Origin of the sequence: Thermus composti (assembly GCF_014647535.1) — a bacterium.
GTDB lineage: Bacteria > Deinococcota > Deinococci > Deinococcales > Thermaceae > Thermus > Thermus composti.
The window spans coordinates 54,171-67,868 of the sequence record NZ_BMPJ01000005.1 but is presented as its reverse complement, the minus strand read 5'-3'; the positions used below and the strand labels follow the sequence as shown (position 1 = coordinate 67,868).

At 66.8% G+C, this 13,698-nt stretch carries 15 protein-coding genes; 6 read left to right on the top strand and 9 right to left on the bottom strand.

The genetic code is table 11. The features are described 5' to 3' along the window. Positions 1-12: 12 nt before the first annotated feature. The 3 genes from rplT to infC form a co-directional block, all read right to left on the bottom strand. The gene (rplT, locus tag IEX93_RS03080; RefSeq protein WP_188846347.1) at positions 13-375 is read right to left on the bottom strand and encodes a 50S ribosomal protein L20; all 363 of its coding nucleotides are present in this window, start codon (positions 373-375) and stop codon (positions 13-15) included. A gap of 11 nt (positions 376-386) precedes the next feature. Continuing rightward, positions 387-584, bottom strand: coding sequence for a 50S ribosomal protein L35 (gene rpmI / locus IEX93_RS03075; RefSeq protein WP_188846346.1), 198 nt, complete (start codon positions 582-584; stop codon positions 387-389). An 80-nt stretch (positions 585-664) separates the two neighbouring features. Next, a complete protein-coding gene (gene infC / locus IEX93_RS03070; RefSeq protein ID WP_188846405.1) occupies positions 665-1,180 on the bottom strand; it encodes a translation initiation factor IF-3 in 516 nt (171 codons plus the stop codon). A 94-nt stretch (positions 1,181-1,274) separates the two neighbouring features. On the opposite strand from infC, the gene IEX93_RS03065 reads away from it, so the two are divergent. Together IEX93_RS03065 and IEX93_RS03060 are read left to right on the top strand one after the other, a co-directional pair. After that, positions 1,275-2,036 carry an enoyl-CoA hydratase/isomerase family protein gene (locus IEX93_RS03065; protein WP_188846345.1) on the top strand — a complete coding sequence of 254 codons (762 nt, stop codon included), beginning with the start codon at positions 1,275-1,277 and terminating at the stop codon, positions 2,034-2,036. Between the two features lie 10 nt (positions 2,037-2,046). Beyond that, a complete protein-coding gene (locus tag IEX93_RS03060; protein WP_188846344.1) occupies positions 2,047-3,693 on the top strand; it encodes a glutamine--tRNA ligase/YqeY domain fusion protein in 1,647 nt (548 codons plus the stop codon). On the opposite strand, the gene IEX93_RS03055 is transcribed toward IEX93_RS03060, so the two are convergent. Both IEX93_RS03055 and IEX93_RS03050 read right to left on the bottom strand, forming a co-directional pair. Further along, a complete protein-coding gene (locus IEX93_RS03055) occupies positions 3,690-4,115 on the bottom strand; it encodes a hypothetical protein (protein ID WP_188846343.1) in 426 nt (141 codons plus the stop codon). The genes IEX93_RS03060 and IEX93_RS03055 overlap by 4 nt on opposite strands. Beyond that, positions 4,108-4,419, bottom strand: a complete 312-nt coding sequence (locus IEX93_RS03050; protein WP_188846342.1) for a DUF3234 domain-containing protein — start codon at positions 4,417-4,419, stop codon at positions 4,108-4,110. The genes IEX93_RS03055 and IEX93_RS03050 overlap by 8 nt, the downstream gene beginning before the upstream one ends. A 17-nt stretch (positions 4,420-4,436) precedes the next feature. On the opposite strand from IEX93_RS03050, the gene IEX93_RS03045 reads away from it, so the two are divergent. Beyond that, the gene (locus IEX93_RS03045; RefSeq protein WP_188846341.1) at positions 4,437-5,144 is read left to right on the top strand and encodes a TlyA family RNA methyltransferase; all 708 of its coding nucleotides are present in this window, start codon (positions 4,437-4,439) and stop codon (positions 5,142-5,144) included. Here IEX93_RS03045 and IEX93_RS03040 read toward each other — a convergent pair. The 3 genes from IEX93_RS03040 to IEX93_RS03030 form a co-directional block, all read right to left on the bottom strand. Beyond that, complete coding sequence (locus tag IEX93_RS03040; protein ID WP_188846340.1) at positions 5,131-6,126, bottom strand: aspartate-semialdehyde dehydrogenase; 996 nt, start codon at positions 6,124-6,126, stop codon at positions 5,131-5,133. The genes IEX93_RS03045 and IEX93_RS03040 overlap by 14 nt on opposite strands. After that, positions 6,123-6,359, bottom strand: coding sequence for a hypothetical protein (locus IEX93_RS03035; RefSeq protein WP_188846331.1), 237 nt, complete (start codon positions 6,357-6,359; stop codon positions 6,123-6,125). Before IEX93_RS03035 ends, IEX93_RS03040 begins: the two co-directional genes overlap by 4 nt. Positions 6,360-6,534: 175 nt before the next feature. Then, positions 6,535-8,055, bottom strand: coding sequence for a glycine--tRNA ligase (locus tag IEX93_RS03030; RefSeq protein WP_188846329.1), 1,521 nt, complete (start codon positions 8,053-8,055; stop codon positions 6,535-6,537). 125 nt (positions 8,056-8,180) lie between these two features. Between IEX93_RS03030 and IEX93_RS03025 the strand changes: the two genes are divergently transcribed. From IEX93_RS03025 to IEX93_RS03015, 3 genes are read left to right on the top strand one after another with little or no spacing between them, the layout of a single operon-like run. After that, a complete protein-coding gene (locus IEX93_RS03025; RefSeq protein WP_188846327.1) occupies positions 8,181-10,385 on the top strand; it encodes an ATP-dependent Clp protease ATP-binding subunit in 2,205 nt (734 codons plus the stop codon). Then, on the top strand, positions 10,386-11,633 hold the full coding sequence (radA, locus tag IEX93_RS03020; RefSeq protein WP_188846325.1) for a DNA repair protein RadA: 1,248 nt from the start codon (positions 10,386-10,388) through the stop codon (positions 11,631-11,633). Then, positions 11,630-12,637, top strand: a complete 1,008-nt coding sequence (locus IEX93_RS03015; RefSeq protein ID WP_188846323.1) for a PIN/TRAM domain-containing protein — start codon at positions 11,630-11,632, stop codon at positions 12,635-12,637. Before radA ends, IEX93_RS03015 begins: the two co-directional genes overlap by 4 nt. Here the strand turns inward: IEX93_RS03015 and IEX93_RS03010 are convergent. Then, entirely contained in the window at positions 12,631-13,668 is a 1,038-nt protein-coding gene (locus tag IEX93_RS03010) for a bis-aminopropyl spermidine synthase family protein (protein WP_229906083.1), read from the bottom strand. The genes IEX93_RS03015 and IEX93_RS03010 overlap by 7 nt on opposite strands. Positions 13,669-13,698 lie beyond the last annotated feature (30 nt).

Here is a 13,698-nt window from a genome sequence, read left to right as displayed (position 1 = left end):
GCACCCCATGCCCTAGGCGGTGGCCCGGGCGGCCTTGGCCCGCTCCACCAGCTCGGCGAAGACCTGGGGCTCCCGCACCGCGAGGTCCGCCAGGTTCTTCCGGTCCACCTCAATCCCCGCCTTCTTAAGCCCGTGGATAAAGGTGGAGTAGTTCAGCCCGTGCTGGCGGCAGGCGGCGTTGATGCGGGCGATCCAGAGCCTGCGGAAGTCCCGCTTCTTGCGCTTGCGGTGGGCGTAGGCGTAGTTCCCGGCAGCGAAAAGGGTCTCCCGGGCCTTGCGGAAGCTTTTGGAGCGGAGGCCCCAGTAGCCCTTGGCCAGCTTGAGGATCTTCTTGTGCTTCCTGCGGCGGACAACACCAGTCTTGGCGCGCGGCATCCTCTACCCCCTTACTCGTAAGGGAGGAGGAGCTTGATCCGCTCCGCCTCCGGCTTGGCCAGGGTGAACTTCCTGCCCTTCCGGCGGATCTCCTTGCCCGACTTCTTCCAGTTGAGGTGCCGCTTGCCGGTCTTCATGGCCACCACCTTGCCCGAAGCGGTCACCTTCACCCGCTTCTTGGCGCCCTTGTGGGTCTTCATCTTCGGCATCTTCGCCTCCTTGCCTGGCAAGGCGCCCCTTAAGGGGTCTTGGATGCCCCCAGGCCAACCCACTATACCAAAAGGGATGCCTAAGCGGAAACCTTAGCGGGGGCGAGAAGCATGTTCATATCCCGGCCCAGCATCTCGGGCTTCATCTCCACCACCGCCAGGTCCTTCAGGTCCTCGGCCACGCGGTTTAGGAGCTTCTCTCCAAGCTCGGGGTGGCTCATCTCCCGCCCCCGGAACATGATGGTGACCTTGACCTTGTGGCCCTCCTGGAGGAAGCGCTTGATATGCCCCAGCTTGGTCTGATAATCGTGCTCGTCGATCTTCACCCGGAACTTGATGGACTTCACCTCGGTGCGCTTGGCCTTCTTCCGGGCCTCCTTCTCCGCCAGTTGCTGCTCGTAGCGCCACTTGGAGTAGTCCATGATCCGGGCCACGGGCGGGTCGGCGTTGGGGCCCACCAGGACCAGGTCCAGGTCCTGCTCCTGGGCCAAGCGGAGGGCCTCCCGGGTGTCCATGATGCCGAGCTGCTTGCCGTCGGGACCGATCACCCTCACCTGTTTGACGCGTATGCGTTCGTTGGTCAGGTACTCCTTTATTTACATCACCTCCCAGCCCGCTCCGTTCCTCGGTAAAAGGGTTTGCGGGCTAAGGTGAAGTCTAGCAAGAAACCCCCTCGGCTACAATGGGGCCATGGTTCAAGTGGAAAAGGGCCGGATCTATAGGGTCTTTCTCAACGACCCCGAGCGCCGCAACCCCCTCTCCCTCGCCCTGGTGGAGGGTCTTCTCAAGGCCCTGGACCAGGCCGAGGAAGACCCCGAGGCCAAGGCGGTGGTCCTCACGGGAAGGGGCAAGGCCTTTAGCGCCGGGGCGGACCTCGCCTTTCTGGAAAGGGTCACGGAGCTCGGCGCCGAGGAGAACTACCGCCACTCCCTCTCCCTCATGCACCTTTTTCACCGGGTCTACACCTTCCCCAAGCCCACCGTTGCGGCGGTGAACGGCCCGGCGGTGGCCGGGGGGGCGGGGCTCGCCACCGCCTGCGACCTGGTGGTCATGGACGAGGAGGCCAAGCTGGGCTACACCGAGGTGAAGATCGGCTTCGTGGCCGCCTTGGTCTCGGTGATCCTGGTGCGAGCCGTGGGGGAGAAGGCCGCCAAAGACCTTCTCCTCACGGGAAGGCTCGTAGACGCCAAGGAGGCCAAGGCCCTAGGGCTCGTCAACCGCATCGCCCCACCGGGGAAGGCCCTGGAGGAGGCGGTGGCCCTGGCGGAGGAGGTGGCCAAGAACGCCCCCACCTCCCTTCGCCTCACCAAGGAGCTCCTTCTGGCCTTGCCGGGGATGGGCCTCGAGGACGGCTTCCGCTTGGCCGCCCTCGCCAACGCCTGGGTGCGGGAGACGGGGGATTTAAAGGAGGGGATCCGGGCCTTCTTTGAAAAGCGGCCGCCCCGCTTTTAGACTCTACCCTATGGGCCTCGTTCCCGAGTGCTTCATCACCGAGATCGTAGAGCGGGACCTCAAGGAGGGGAGGTACGCCAAGCTCATCACCCGCTTTCCCCCCGAGCCCAACGGTTACCTCCACATCGGCCACGCCCGGAGCATCCTCCTCAACTTCGGCCTGGCCCAGGACTATGGCGGGGAGTGCAACCTGCGTTTTGACGACACCAACCCCGAAACCGAGAAGGAAGAGTACGCCCGGGCCATTGAGGAGGACGTGCGCTGGCTGGGCTTTCGGCCCACCCGGGTCCTCTACGCCTCCGACTACTTTGAGACCATGTACCAGTGCGCCCTCACCTTGATCCGGGAGGGCAAGGCCTACGTGGACGACCTCCCCGAGGAGGAGATGAGCGCCTTAAGGGCCCAGGGGAAGCCGAGCCCCTACCGGAATCGGAGCGTGGAGGAGAACCTCGAGCTCTTTGAAAGGATGCGCCGGGGGGAGTTCCCCACGGGAAGCCGGGTCTTGAGGGCCAAGATTGACCCCGCCCACCCCAACTTCAAGCTCCGCGACCCCGTCCTCTACCGCATCGTCCACGCCCCCCACTACCACGTTGGGGACCGGTGGGTCATCTACCCCATGTACGATTTCGCCCACCCCTTGGAGGACTTCATTGAAGGGGTCACCCACTCCCTCTGCACCCTGGAGTTTGAGAACAACCGGGCCATTTACGACTGGGTCATTGAAAACCTCAAGGGGAAGTGCGGCCTGCCCCTTTCCCCCAGGCCCCACCAGTACGAGTTCGCCCGGCTGGACCTGAGCCACACCGTGCTTTCCAAGCGCAAGCTCATCAAGCTGGTGGAAGGGGGGTACGTCTCCGGCTGGGACGACCCCAGGCTCCCCACCCTGAGGGCCCTGAGGCGGCGGGGGGTGCGGCCCGAAGCCATCTTGGAGTTCGTACGCAAGACGGGGATCTCCCGAAACGAGGCCCAGATAGAGATAGACCTCTTTGAGGAGGTGGTGCGGGACGACCTGAACCCCATCGCCCCCAGGGTCTTGGGGGTGGTGGACCCCCTCAAGGTGGTCCTCACCAACTACGAGGGGGAGGAGTGGCTTCAGGCCCCCTACTGGCCCCGGGACATCCCCAAGGAGGGCACGAGGCCCCTCCCCTTTTCCCAGGAGCTTTACATAGAGCGCGCGGACTTCAGCCTAAACCCCCCCAAGGGCTGGAAGCGCCTGGCCCCGGGGCAGAGGGTGCGCCTAAGGCACGCCTACGTTTTGGAGCTCGAGGACGTGGTGGAAGAGGGGGGCGAGGTGAAGCTCTTAAAGGCCCGCATCGTCCCCGGCACCCTGGGGGCGAACCCCGAAGAAGGCCCCAAGCCCAAGGGGGTGATCCACTGGGTCTCCGCCCGCCACGCCCTTCCCGTGGAGTTTAGGCTTTACAACCGGCTCTTCCTCACCAAGGACCCCGAGGAGGGCGGGGACTTCCTCAAGAACCTGAACCCCGAGGCCCTGGTGGTGAAGCGGGGGTTCATTGAGCCCAGCGTGGCCCAAGACCCCAAGGACACCCGCTACCAGCTGGAGCGCCTGGGCTACTTCTGGCAGGACCCCGTGGACTCGAGGCCCGAAGCCTTGGTGATGAACCGCATCGTCCCCTTAAAGGAGGGCTATAAGGCCTAAAGCCCCACGCTCACGCCCAAGGCCCCGCCCACCCCGAAGGCGCCCGGGCCGGGGTAGTAGACGGGCTGGAGCTCCAGGTAGACCCCAAGGAGGGGCAGGGGCAGGTTGAGCCAGGTGCCGAGGACCGCCCGCACCCCCCACTGCCCCCGCCCCTCCTGGGGGTAGGTGAGGCCGGGGCCCGTGCCGTAGAAGCCGCCAAGGCCCACGTAAAGGTCGGTGAGGGGCACCTTGAGGAGGAGGTCCACCCCGCCCCCCCTGGCCTCGAGGCCCACCCCCCCGTAGGCCCGCCCGTCCAAGAGGAGGGGAAGGAGGGGGAAGCGCACGCCCGCCTGCACCCCGAAGGGGCTTCCCACGCTAAGGTCGGCCCGTTGGGCCAAGCCGAAGGCCAAGACCAGCAAAAGCGCCGCCAAAACCCTAGGCACGCCGCACCTCCTCTAAAAGGTCCTTTACTCTAGCTACCTGCGCCCGGTGAGCCCCGGGGCGGTAGTCCACCATGACCGCCTCCACCTGGAGCATCCCGAGGGCCCGAAGAAAGGCCTCCTTCAAGGCCCGGCTCTCCAAGGAGGCCACCCGCATCCCCAGGTGGGGGTGGTGGGCCAGGAAGGCCTCGGCCCCTTCCCGGCTCGTCCAGACCCCGGAAAGCCGCTCTCCCAGGGCCTCCACCACCAGGTGCTCCCCCGGGTCTCCCTCCAAAACGTACCAGGTCCCGGAAAGGTCGGGTCCCACCCGCTCATAATACCCTTGTGCGCCTGGACCGGTACCTGGTGGAACGGGGCCTGGCGGAAAGTCGGGAGAAGGCCAAGCGCCTGATCCAGGAGGGCAAGGTGCGGGTGGGAGGAAGGGTGGTGCAAAAGCCTGCCTACCCCGTCCCCGAAGGCGCCGCCGTGGAGCTTCTAGAGGAGGAGCGCTACGTGGGCCGGGGGGCCTACAAGCTCCTCGGGGCTTTGGCGGCCTTCCCCGTGGAGCCCAGGGGCAAGGTCGCCACCGACCTCGGGGCGAGCACCGGGGGGTTCACCCAGGTGCTTTTGGAAAGGGGTGCCAGGCGGGTCTACGCCGTGGACGTGGGCAAAGGCCAGCTCCACCCCCGCCTCCGGGAAGACCCCCGGGTGGTGAGCCTGGAGGAAGTTGACGCCCGCACCCTCTTCCTGCCGGAGCCCGTGGACCTCGTGGTCATGGACGTGTCCTTCATCTCCTCCACCCTCCTCCTTCCCAAGGTCCTGGAGCTTTTGAAGCCCAAAGGAGAGGCCCTGGTCCTGGTGAAGCCCCAGTTTGAGCTGGGCCCCAAGGCCCACAAGGGGGTGGTGCGGGAAGAGGCCCAAAGGCAAGAGGCCCTGAGGCGGGTTCGGGAAAAGGCCCTAGCGCTTGGCTTCCAGGTCCTGGGGGAAAAGGAAAGCCCCCTCCCGGGGAAGGAGGGGAACCTGGAGTACTGGCTTTGGCTTAGGCGCCCTTAAGCCACTCCTCGGCGATCTGCACGGCGTTTAGGGCCGCCCCCTTCAAAAGCTGGTCCCCCACCACGAAGAAGTCCAGGCCGTTTTCAAAGGCGAGGCTTTTTCGGATCCTCCCCACCTCCACGTCCCACTTGCCGCTTGCGGTGAGGGGCATGGGGTAGCGCTTGGCCTCGGGCTCGTCCACCACCTCCACCCCGGGGGCCTCCCTCAGGACCTCCCGGGCCGCCTCGGGGGTCACGGGGCGGGCGAACTCCACGCTCACCGCCTCGGCGTGGGCCCTCAGGGTGGGGACCCGTACCGCCGTGGCGCTGATCCGGATGGAGTCATCCCCGAAGATCTTGTGGGTCTCCCAGACCACCTTCATCTCCTCGCGGGTGTAGCCGTTTTCCTGGAAGGCGTCTATATGGGGGATGACGTTGAAGGGCAGGGGGTGGGCGAAGGCCTCGGCCTTAGGGGTCTCCCCGTGGAGGAAGCGGTGGGTCTCGGTGAGGAGCTCCTCCATGGCCCTGGCCCCGGCCCCGGAGGCCGCCTGGTAGGTGGCCACGATGACCCTCTTGACCCCGAAGGCCCGGTGCAAGGGCCAAAGGGCCATGGCCAGGATGGCCGTGGTGCAGTTGGGGTTGGCGATGATGCCCCGGTGGGTGAAGATCTTCTCCCGGTTCACCTCGGGGACCACCAAGGGCACCCAGGGCTCGTAGCGCCAGGCGCTGGAGTTGTCCACCACCAAAGCCCCCCCTTCCGCCCAAACAGGAGCCAGGGCCTTGGAAAGCGCCCCCCCGGCGCTCGCCAGAACCAGGTCCACGGGCAAAGGGCCTTCGGGAAGGGGCTCCACGGGGATCTCCTCCCCCCTAAAGGAAAGCCGCTTCCCGGCGGAGCGGGGGGAGGCGTAAAGCTTAAGCTCGCTTAGAGGGAAGTTGCGGGCCTCGAGGACCTTGAGAATCTCCTGCCCCACGGCCCCCGTGGCCCCCACCACGGCTACCCTCATGCGTCCTCCTCCAAAAACTCGGCCTCTTCCCACATGGCGCTCACGTGGCCTACCAGGTGGGTCAAAGCGCCGAAGAGTTCTCGCTCCCGCTCGCGGGAAGGGGCCACCCGCATCTCCTCGTAAAGTACCCGTGCCCGCTCCACCTCTTCCCAAAGCTCCCGCCAGATCGGCTCGGGGATGCCTAGGACCTCCTGCCTAGGCGCCGTAAGATGCGTTCCCTTCTTCTTTCCCATGCCCGGATCTCCCGTTCCCAGTGAGCTATGACGCCCCAGTTAGGTTGGGGTTTCGCTTCTTCTCGGATCTTCCGCCAGTGCTCCTCTATGCGCGCCTCCAGCTAAACCAGAACCTCCTTCCAGTGCTTCCGGTTTTGCGCCACTTCTGGCCCCTCAAAGGGATCGTTCTTCTAGCCTACCACCTAAGCTTCTCCCTGAGGAAGCCCTCCAGCTCGTCCACGTGGAGCCTGATCTGCTCCATGGTGTCCCGGTCCCGCACCGTCACCGTGTCCTTGAGCTTGGTGGTCCCGTCCTTGCTCTGGCCGATGGTGTCGTAGTCCACAGTGATGGCGAAGGGGGTCCCCACCTCGTCGTGGCGGCGGTAGGCCTTGCCGATGTTGCCGGTGTCCTCGTAAACCACCCGCCCTAGGCCCAAACCGAGGAGCCTGGCCTTGAGGCGCTTAGCGTACTCCGTGATCTCCGGCCGGTTCTTCACCAGGGGAATCACCGCCACCTTGATGGGGGCAAGCTGGGGCTTGAGCTTGAGGACGATGCGCTCTTCCCCACTCGGAAGCTCCTCCCGGGTGAAGGCCTCGGCGAGAAGCGCCAAGACCCCCCGGTCCACCCCAGCGGAGGGCTCAATCACGTAGGGGACGAACCACTTCCCCGTCTCGGGGTCGCGGTAGGCCAGGCGCTGGGTGGAGTGCTCGTTCTTGAGGACCTTGGCGGTGATGCCCAAGGCCTCCTGGTCCTTGGTGTGGCTTCCCAGGTCAAAGTCCGTGCGGTTGGCGATGCCCTCGAGCTCCTCGAGGCCATGGGGAAAGCGGTAGAGGATGTCCACGGTGGCCTTGGCGTAGTGGGCGAGCTCCTCGGGGGGCTGCTGGTAGGGGACCAGGTTCTCCCGGCTTAGGCCCATCTCCTGCCACCACTTGAGGCGCTCCTCCACCCAGTAGCGGTGCCAGTACTCGTCCTCCCCGGGGCGGACGAAGTACTCAATCTCCATCTGCTCAAACTCCCGCACCCGGAAGATGAAGTTCCGGGGGGTGATCTCGTTACGGAAGGCCTTGCCGATCTGGGCGATACCGAAGGGGAGCTTGCGGCTCGTGGCGTCCAGGACGTTTTTGAAGTTGATGAAGATGCCCTGGGCGGTCTCGGGGCGGAGGTAGGCCAGGGCGGCCTCCTCCTCCACGGGCCCCACGTAGGTCTTGAACATCATGTTGAAGTAGCGGGGCGGGGTCCAGTCCCCGGGCTCCCCGCTTGCGGGGTCCAGGACCTGGGCGGCGGTCATGGCCCCCCCGGCCCTTTCCGGCGAGGCCATCATGGCCTGGACCAGGGCGTGGAAGTTCCCCTCCTCCACCTCCATGGCCCGGTAGAGCCGCCTCAGAACCTCCTCGGGCTGGTCCTTGAGGAGGTGGTCCAGGCGGTAGCGCTTCTTGGTGATGCGGTTGTCCACCATGGGGTCGGCGAAGGTGGCCTCGTGCCCGGAGTAGTGGAGGACCAGGCGGTGGGTGAGGATGCTGGCGTCCAGGCCCTCCATGTCGTCCCGCTCGTAGACATTGCGTCGCCACCAGGCCTGCTTCAGGTTGTTCTTGAGTTCCACCCCCAAGGGCCCGTAATCGTAGGTGCCCTGGAGGCCCCCGTAGATCTCCGAGCCGGGGAAGATAAACCCGCGCCGCTTGCAAAGCGCCACCAGTTCGTCCAGGGTCTCCGCAGGCATCGTCCCTCCCTGGGGCCCGAAGGCCCCGATTACTGGGCATCTTATCAGGGGAAGGGCCAAGGTGAGCCGGGGCGCAAACCCCTCGGGGGGTGGGCCTTAGGCTAGAATACGAGGTAGAGGAGAGCATGAACAGGTACGACGACCGCGCCAGGCTGGTTTTCCACTACGCCAGGGAGGAGGGTAGCCGCTTAGGCCACTCCATGATCGGCCCCGAGCACCTCCTCCTGGGCCTCATGCGGGAGGGGGGGACGGCGGCCCGGATCCTCCAGGAGTACGGGGCGAGCCTCGAGGCCATGCGCCGCATGGTGGAGGAGCTGGTGGGCCGGGGGGAGGGGAGCCGCACCGGGGAGCCTCCCGCCATCACCCCGCGGGCGAGGCGGGTGATGGAACTGGCCAGCGCCGAGGCCCGCAACATGGGGGCCTCAGTCATCGGCACGGAGCACATCCTCCTGGGCATCATCCGGGAGGGGGACGGGATCGCCTACCGCATCCTGAGCCACTTCGCCAAGGACGTGGACGCCATCCGCTGGCGCATCCTGGCCATGGCGGAGGGCCGGGAGCGGGAGAAGCCCGTGAACACCCCCTTCCTGGACGAGTACGGCCGTGACCTCACCAAGGAGGCCCGGGAGGGGAAGCTGGACCCGGTGATCGGCCGCCAGGAGGAGATCAACCGGGTGATCCAGATCCTGGCCCGGCGCACCAAGAACAACCCCGTGCTCATCGGGGACCCCGGGGTGGGCAAGACCGCCATCGTGGAGGGGCTGGCCCAGGCCATCGTGGAAGGCCGGGTCCCCCCCATCCTCAAGGGGGCCCGGGTGGTGGCCATTGACCTGGCCGCCGTGGTGGCGGGGACCAAGTACCGGGGGGAGTTTGAGGAGCGCCTGCGCCAGATCATTGAGGAGCTTAAAAACGCCAAGGTCATCGCCTTCATTGACGAGCTCCACACCCTGATCGGGGCGGGCGGGGCCGAGGGCACCCTGGACGCCGCCAACATCCTCAAGCCCGCCCTGGCCCGGGGGGAGATCCAGGTGATCGGGGCCACCACCACCGGGGAGTACCACCGCTACATAGAAAAGGACCCCGCCCTGGAGCGGCGTTTCCAACCCGTCATCGTCCTCGAGCCCTCCCCCGAGGAGACCCTGGAGATCCTCAAGGGCCTCCGTCCCCGCTACGAGGCCCACCACGGGGTCATCATCCCTGACGAGATCCTGGAGCTCGCCGTCAAGATCGGGATCCGCTCGCTTCCCGGGCGCAACTTCCCCGACAAGGCCATTGACCTCATTGACGAAGCGGCCTCGAGGGTGCGCCTCAACGCCTCCTTGGGCCTCCCCGTGGCGGAGGAAGAGGACGGCACCCCCATCGTCACCCGGGAGGACGTGGAGGCGGTGGTGGACTCCTGGGGCGGGGTCTACGTGGACGACAAGGACGACGAGAAGCTCATGCGCCTGGAGGAGGAACTCAGCAAGAGGGTGGTGGGCCAGGAGGAGGCCATCCGCGCCCTGGCAAGCGCCCTAAGAAGGGCCCGGGTGGGCCTTGGGGGGAGGACCCGGGTGGCGGCCAGCTTCCTCTTCGTGGGGCAAAGCGGCGTGGGCAAGACCCAGCTCGCCAAGGCCCTGGCCGAGGTTCTCTTCGGCTCGGAAAGGGCCCTCATCCGCTTTGACATGTCCGAGTTCCAGGAGCCCCACTCCATCTCCAAGCTCATCGGGGCCCCGCCGGGCTACGTGGGCTACGAGCAAGGGGGGCGCCTCACCGAGGCCGTGCGCCGCCAGCCCTTCAGCGTGGTCCTCCTGGACGAGATAGAGAAGGCCCACCCCGACATCTACAACACCTTCCTCCAGGTCCTGGACGAGGGCCGCCTCACGGACGGGATGGGGCGCACCGTGGACTTCCGCCGGGTGATCCTCATCATGACCTCCAACACCGGCTACAACGTGGGCCCGGCCATCGGCTTCACCACCAAGGAGGTGGACACCGAGTCCCCCCTGAAGGCCCTCTTCACCCCCGAGTTTTTGGATCGGCTGGACGAGGTGATCCGCTTCCGGCCCCTCACGGAGGAGGAGCTGGTGCGGGTGGCGGAGCTCATGCTCCAGGACATCCAAAAGGAGCTCAAGAGCCGGGACATCGAGGTCCACTTCGCCCCCGAGGTGGCCCGGTACCTGGTGGCCCAGGCCCCCAAAACGGGGAGCGCCCGGGCCCTCAGGGGGGTGATCCGGGAGCAGATTGAGGACCCTCTCTCCCTGTTCCTCCTGCGGAAGCCCGCAGGCAGCCTCCATATCACCGTGCAGGAAGGCCGGATCGCCTTCCACGAGGTGGAGGAGTTCTTGGTCTAGATGAGGGGCGCCCATGTCTGCGCGGCGTGCGGCTACCGCACCCCTAAGCCCTTGGGGCGCTGCCCTTCCTGCGGGGCCTGGGGAAGCTTCCAAGAGGTAAAGGAAGCGGAAGAGCTTCCCCCTCTCCTCCGCCTCTCCCAGGTGCGGGAGGGGGAGGAGAGGCGGTTTTCCTCGGGGCTTGGCGAGGTGGACCGGGTCTTGGGGGGCGGGTTCGTCCCCGGGGAGGTGGTCCTCCTCGGGGGGGAGCCCGGGGTGGGCAAGAGCACCCTCCTCCTGGAGATGGCCAAGCGAATGCCCCAAAGGGTCTACTACGTGGCCGGGGAGGAGTCCCCCGCCCAGATCAAGCTTAGGGCCAAGCGGCTGGGCCTAAAGGAACTCCTCCTCCTGCGGGAGACCCGCCTCGAGGCCCTCCTGGCCCTCCTCCAGAAGGATCCCCCCGAGGTCCTCTTCGTGGACTCGGTGCAGACCCTCGAGGCCAAGGCCACCCCGGGAAGCCTGGTGGCGGTGCGGGAGGCCACCCAGGCCCTGGTGCGCTTCGCCAAGGAAAGGGGCGTGGCCACGGTCCTGGTGGGCCACGTGACCAAGGAAGGGATCGTGGCGGGGCCCAAAAGCGTGGAGCACGCCGTGGACGCCACCCTCTACCTGGAGACCGCCGGGGTCTACCGGGTCTTGAGGAGCGCCAAGAACCGCTTCGGCCCCGTGGGAGAGCTGGGGGTTTTCCGCATGGAGGAGGCGGGCCTTCTGGAGGTGGGGAATCCCTCGGAGGCCTTCCTCCAGGAAAGGCCCTTAGGGGTGCCGGGAAGCGCCGTCGCCTTGGCCCTTGCGGGGGAGCGGGCCTTGGCCCTGGAGGTGCAAGCCCTGGCGGCCAAGACCCCCTTCCCCGCCCCCAGGCGGGTGGTCCAGGGCCTGGACGGAAGGCGGGTGGACATGGTGCTGGCGGTCCTGGAAAGGCGGCTTGGGCTTCCCCTGGGCAACCTGGACATCTACGTCAACCTGGCGGGCGGGCTCAAGGTGCAAGACCCCGGGCTGGACCTGGCCGTGGCCCTGGCGGTGTACTCTGCGGTGGTGGGCAGGCCCCTTCCCCAGGACCTGGCGGTGGTGGGCGAGGTGGGGCTTCTAGGGGAGGTGCGGAGCGTCATGGGCCTGGAAAGGCGGCTTAGGGAGGGGGAGCGGGCGGGGTTTTCCCGTATCCTCCACCCCGGCAACCTCAAGGGGCTGAAGGAGGCCATCGCCCAATACCTGGAATGAACCTCGGGTTTTTTCTCCAACTCCTCTTCGCCCTCCTGGGCTACCAGCTGGCGGTGGGCCTGGAGGAGCTCGGCCTCCTCGGGGGGGCTGCGGGCCTCCTCTCCCTAAACCGCCTCTACCTAACCCTGGCGGGCTTCCTCACGGGCCTCCTCCTGGCCCCAAGGCTCGAGGCCGCCCTCAGGAAAGGGCTCCAGCGCCTGCAAAGCCTCCCCCCCGAGCTCCCGGTGGCCCTCACCCTGGGGGCCACGTTGGGGCTCCTTTTGGCCGTCCTCCTCACCACCCTCCTTTCCCAGGTCCCGGGCTTCTCCCCCTACCATAGCCTCCTCCTAGCCCTTCTTTTGGTGGGCTTTTTCAGCTACCTGGCCCTGGGCTATAGGGACTACCTCCGCTTAAGCCCCCCAAGGCCCAGGCCCCAAGGGGGCAAGGTCCTGGACACCAGCGTCCTGGTGGACGGCAGGCTCGCCGAGGTGGCGGCCACGGGGTTCCTGGAAGGCCCCCTTTACGTGCCCCACTTCGTCCTGAAGGAACTCCAGCACTTCGCCGACAGCCAAGACCCCCTCAGGCGGGCCAAGGGGAGGCGGGGCCTCGAGGCCCTGGAGAAGCTCAAAGCGCACCTCCCCCTGGAGGTTCTGGAGGAGACCCCCAAGGGGGATGGGGTGGACGAGAAACTCCTCTTTCTGGCCCGGGAGCTGGGGGCGGCCTTGGTCACCAACGACCACGCCCTCTTGCAGATGGCGCGGATCTACGGGGTGAAGGCCCTTTCCGTCCAGACCCTGGCCCAGGCCCTAAGGCCCCAGCTCCAGGTGGGGGATACCTTAAGGCTCCTCATCCTCAAGGAGGGGAAGGAGCCCCACCAGGGGGTGGGCTACCTGGAGGACGGCTCCATGGTGGTGGTGGACGGGGGGATCCACTACCGGGGGCAGGAGATCCAGGTGGTGGTCACCCAGGCCATCCAGACCCAGGTGGGCCGCCTCTTCTTCGCCCGCCCCGCCGAGGATCAGTAGGTGGTGGCCTCCTCGTCCTGGAGGTCCCCTTGGATGGGCTCGTTGGGAAGGCTGGGCGTTCCCAGAAGCTCTAAGCGGATGAGGGCGGAGGTGTACCAGGGCTTCTCCGGAAGGCGCTTCACGGGAAGCCAGGGCCAGGCCCGCATGCTGGGGATGTAGTCCCAGTTCTCGTAGAGATGGAAGCCGTCCCGAAGCTCGGTGATCACCGCCTGGTTCTCCAAGAGGAAGCGCTGGAACTGGGCCCACTTGGCGAGGCTCGCCTCCACGTGGGTGAGGCCCACGTACCCGGCGCACCCCTCTCCCTTAAGGGCCAAAAGCCCGCGGCCCACGAAGGCCTGCAGGCCTAAAGGCCCTTCCACCGGGTCGGTGAAGAAGGTATGGAAGGCGTGGACCCAGGTTTCGGGCAGAGGCTCCCGCAGGTCGTGGACGTGGGCCTCGAGGGGAAGCCCCTCTGCCCGGGCCGCCTCCTCCAGGAAGCGGACGATCCTGGGATCGGCGTCCAGGACCACCACCCGCTTGGGAAGCCCCGTGAGGGCGGCGGCGAGGCCCGTGAGGTCGTCGTCCCCCAGGACCAGGATTTCCTTGGCCTCGAGGTCGCCCCAGGCCCAGGCCAAGGCCACCCGGGCCAGGGTGGACTCCGGGGTCACGTAGCCCTGATCGTAGTCCTGGATGGCGGGGGGGCGCCTCTGGGTCCAGGCCAGGAAGCGCTCCCGGGCCCTCCCGGGAAGCCTCGCCCCCAAAACCCCCCGCCCTTCGCAGGCGGGGCAGAAGGCCTCCCCAGGGAGGGGCGCTTCCTGGGCCAGGGCCCGGCCCGCCTCGGTGAGGGCGAGGCCTTCCTCCACCCGCAAAAGCCCCTTTTCCTGGAGAACCCGCCAAAGCTCCACCAAAACCCGCAAGGGCACCCGGCTTAGGCGGATGTTCTCCCAAAGGTCCTCCGTGGCCTTAAGGGCGCCCAAAGCCCTTTCCACGTCCCGCCGGCTTACGGGAAGTCCTGTGGTCTCCTGCAGAGTTTGGACCAGATCCTCCCACACGCTCTCACCTCCAGGGCCAAGGCCCAAGGA

Excerpts from the sequence above, each read along its gene's own strand:
- rplT (WP_188846347.1), bottom strand. The coding sequence starts at position 375 with ATGCCGCGCGCCAAGACTGGTGTTGTCCGCCGCAGGAAGCACAAGAAG.
- rpmI (WP_188846346.1), bottom strand. The coding sequence starts at position 584 with ATGCCGAAGATGAAGACCCACAAGGGCGCCAAGAAGCGGGTGAAGGTG.
- IEX93_RS03065 (WP_188846345.1), top strand. The coding sequence starts at position 1,275 with ATGGTTCAAGTGGAAAAGGGCCGGATCTATAGGGTCTTTCTCAACGAC.
- IEX93_RS03060 (WP_188846344.1), top strand. The coding sequence starts at position 2,047 with ATGGGCCTCGTTCCCGAGTGCTTCATCACCGAGATCGTAGAGCGGGAC.
- IEX93_RS03040 (WP_188846340.1), bottom strand. The coding sequence starts at position 6,126 with ATGAGGGTAGCCGTGGTGGGGGCCACGGGGGCCGTGGGGCAGGAGATT.
- IEX93_RS03035 (WP_188846331.1), bottom strand. The coding sequence starts at position 6,359 with ATGGGAAAGAAGAAGGGAACGCATCTTACGGCGCCTAGGCAGGAGGTC.
- IEX93_RS03030 (WP_188846329.1), bottom strand. The coding sequence starts at position 8,055 with ATGCCTGCGGAGACCCTGGACGAACTGGTGGCGCTTTGCAAGCGGCGC.
- IEX93_RS03025 (WP_188846327.1), top strand. The coding sequence starts at position 8,181 with ATGAACAGGTACGACGACCGCGCCAGGCTGGTTTTCCACTACGCCAGG.
- radA (WP_188846325.1), top strand. The coding sequence starts at position 10,386 with ATGAGGGGCGCCCATGTCTGCGCGGCGTGCGGCTACCGCACCCCTAAG.
- IEX93_RS03015 (WP_188846323.1), top strand. The coding sequence starts at position 11,630 with ATGAACCTCGGGTTTTTTCTCCAACTCCTCTTCGCCCTCCTGGGCTAC.